Here is a 3,303-nt window from a genome sequence, read left to right on the forward strand (position 1 = left end):
ACGAAGCCTGCACGGCGATTTGTGCGGTTTCCAGATCGCGGATTTCACCGATCATGATGATGTCCGGGTCCTGGCGCAGGATCGCCCGCAGCGCCAAGGCGAAGGTCATGTCGATCTTGGCGTTGACCTGAATCTGGCTGATGCCCGGCAGGTCGTATTCCACCGGGTCTTCAACAGTGAGGATGTTGCTGGTACTCGCATCGAGCCGGGCCAGTGCCGCATAGAGGCTGGTGGTTTTACCGCTGCCGGTTGGCCCGGTGACCAGTACGATGCCGTGGGGCTGGCGGATCAGGTGGTCGAGTTTGGCCAGCACCTGCGCGTCCATGCCGAGGGTTTCCAGATGCAGACGCCCGGCCTGTTTGTCGAGCAGACGCATCACCACCCTTTCGCCATGTCCGGTTGGCACCGTGGAAACACGAATATCGATTGGCCGCCCAGCCACACGCAACGCGATACGACCGTCCTGCGGCAGGCGTTTTTCGGCGATGTCGAGCTGCGCCATGATCTTGATCCGCGACACCAGCGCACCGTGCAAAGCCTTGCGCGGCGAGACCACGTCACGCAGCGTGCCGTCGACGCGATAGCGCACCACGGAATGGGTTTCGAACGGTTCGATATGAATGTCGCTGGCTTCATCGCGCGCGGCCTGGGTGAGCAAGGCGTTGATCATACGAATCACCGGCGCGCCGTCCTGAGTGTCGAGCAGGTCGGTGATTTCCGGCATGTCCTGCATCAGGCGGTCGAGATCGACTTCATTTTCCGCCGCACCGACCACTGCCGCCGCGCTGCCCGTGTCGGCGTAAGCCGCGGCTAGCAAGCCATCGAGTTCGTCATCGCGCACGCGCTGAATCGTGGTCGCGCCGAACTGCCGCCGCGCTTCACTGATCGACCAGCCCGGCGTTGACGGGCAAACGGTCAGCACGCCATCGCACAACAGAATCCGCTGCGCCTTGGCCCAGGCGTAAGGCAGCGAACTCATTGGATGGGCACCGCTTTGATCGTCGCGCGTGGCCCTGAGGCGGGCATAACCGCCGGCACACCCTGCGCCGCCGTCGGCAACTGTGGCGCCTGCATATCCGGCATCGCCCAACTGCGTTCCGGCTGCAAACCACCCTGGGCGCGGCGCATGAAGTCGTAGCGATTGAGGGTAATACTGCGCCCCGCTTCGCTGTCGCGGATGATGTACGGACGCAGAAACACCATCAGGTTGGTCTTGGTAATCGCCCGGCGCTCGTTGCGAAACAGCGCACCGATGCCCGGCAGGCTGCCCAGCCACGGCACCGCGTCATTGCTCTGGCTGTAACCGTCCTGCAGCAAGCCACCAAGGACCATGATCTGCCCGTCATCGAGCAGAATGCTGGTGTCGATCGCGCGTTTGTTGGTGACGATCCCCGCCGAATTGGCACTGGCCGAAGCCCGCTCATCAATGCTGCTGACTTCCTGATAGATGTCGAGCTTGACCGTGCCACCCTCGGAAATCTGCGGGCGCACGTTGAGCTTCAAACCGACCTCTTCACGGGTCACGGTCTGGAACGGGTTATTGCTGGTGCCGCCACCGCCCGTGACATAACTGCCACTGACAAACGGAATGGTCTGACCCACAAAAATGCTCGCCGCTTCGTTGTCGAGGGTGAGCAGGTTCGGCGTCGACAACACGTTGGTGCCGCCCTTGCTCTTCAACGCCCGGGCCAGCACTTTCAAGTCAAGAATCTTGCCGATGCCGGGAATATCGACGGTGCCGTTGACGTAGCCCAGGTTCAAACCTTGTGGCAGCACATCGATGCTGGTCTTGCCGTTGACGTTGATCCCCGAACCACCCAGATTGGCCCCGCCGATCACGCCGTTGCCACCGAGGTTGCCGGTCTGCCATTGCACGCCGAACTCACTGGCATCGTCCTCGCCGACTTCGACGATCAGGCTTTCGATCACCACTTGCGCGCGGCGCTGATCGAGCAAGTCGATGACTTCACGCAGGTTGCGATACAACGGCTCGGGCGCAGAAATCAGCAAGGTGTTGGTGGTGGCGTCAGCCTGAATGGTCACGCCGCCGGCACTGAAAGCGACGTTCTGATCGCCGTTCTGCGCACCGCCGCTGCCGGTTGTGCTGCCACTGCTGCCCTGCGCGTAACTGCCGCCCGTGCTGCCGCTGCTGTTTGGGGTCGATGTAGTGCCGCTGCTTTGCGTGCCGCTCTGGCCGTTCTGCCCAGCGCTACCGCCGGTACTTGCGCCCATGGCACTGAGCACCGAACGCGCACTGTCGCTGGTGCCACTGTCGCTCTCACCGGTGAGCAAACCGCGCAAGGCCTGCGCCAGTTTCGCCGCTTGCGCGTTACGCAGATAAACCACGTGCAGATTGCTCGGATTGCTCTGCGCGTTGTCGAGTTTGTAGATCAGATTACGCGCCAGTTCCGTACGCTCCGGACTACCCGCGCGAATGATGATGGTGTTGGAACGCGGATCACCAATCACGGCGATTTTCTGCGTCGGATCATTGCCCGGCGCATCGAGCAAATCCGCGACCATCGGCGCAATATCGGCAGCGATGCCGTTCTGGATCTGCACCACATCAGTGTCAATCGCGCTCGGCGAATCAATGCTCGCGATCAACTGCGCAACGCGGGTCAGGTTCTCCGCGTAATCGGTGATAACGATGGTGTTGTTGCCCGGATAGGCGTTGATCGGGTTGTTCGGCGAAACGATCGGGCGCAGCACCGGAATCAGGTTCACCGCGTTCTCGTATTGCAAACGAAACGTGCGCGTGAGCATGCCGTTGCCGGCCGGTTTGTCAGCGCTGTAGATCGGCCCGCCGAGCAACTTCGCATCCGCTTCCGGCACCACCTGCGCCACACCGCCAACATCGACCACGCTGAAACCCTGCATGCGCAGCGCCGCCAACAACATGTCGTAAGCCTGCCGCGCCGGCACCTGACCTTCCGACACCAGCGTCAGCGTGCCCTTGACCCGAGGATCGACGAGAAACTGCTGCCCAGTCGAGCGCGCCAACGCCCGCACCACCGCTTGAATATCCGCGTCGACAAAATTCAGCGTCACCGGTTGATCGCCCAAAGGATTGCTCGGCAACGCGATGCCCGAAGCCGCCGCGCCACTGCGCGCACTCTTGCTGATGTTGTGCAATTGCTTCGGCACGGGGCGCGCCTGAGCCTGCGCGCGCTCGCGGTCGAGCACCGCGTCGCCGCTGCGCTGGGTGTTGGCCAGCGGCCGGCCCAGTTCACTGTCGACCAGCAACGGCGGCTGATTCTGTGGTGCGGTGGTGTTGCTGCACGCGCTCAACGCCATCAGCAG

Annotated in this window: 2 protein-coding genes; both read right to left on the bottom strand. The window is 62.5% G+C overall.

Annotated features, from left to right (window positions below; all coding sequences use genetic code 11):
* Positions 1-979, bottom strand: a 979-nt coding sequence (locus L8H52_RS30210; RefSeq protein WP_242210155.1) for a GspE/PulE family protein, incomplete at its 3' end; no start/stop codon positions are given.
* A partial coding sequence (gspD, locus tag L8H52_RS30215) for a type II secretion system secretin GspD (protein ID WP_242210154.1) occupies positions 976-3,303 on the bottom strand: 2,328 nt, incomplete at its 5' end. The genes L8H52_RS30210 and gspD, both read right to left, overlap by 4 nt.

The organism is Pseudomonas sp. CROZ-RG-20F-R04-15 (assembly GCF_022662375.1).
Lineage (GTDB): Bacteria > Pseudomonadota > Gammaproteobacteria > Pseudomonadales > Pseudomonadaceae > Aquipseudomonas.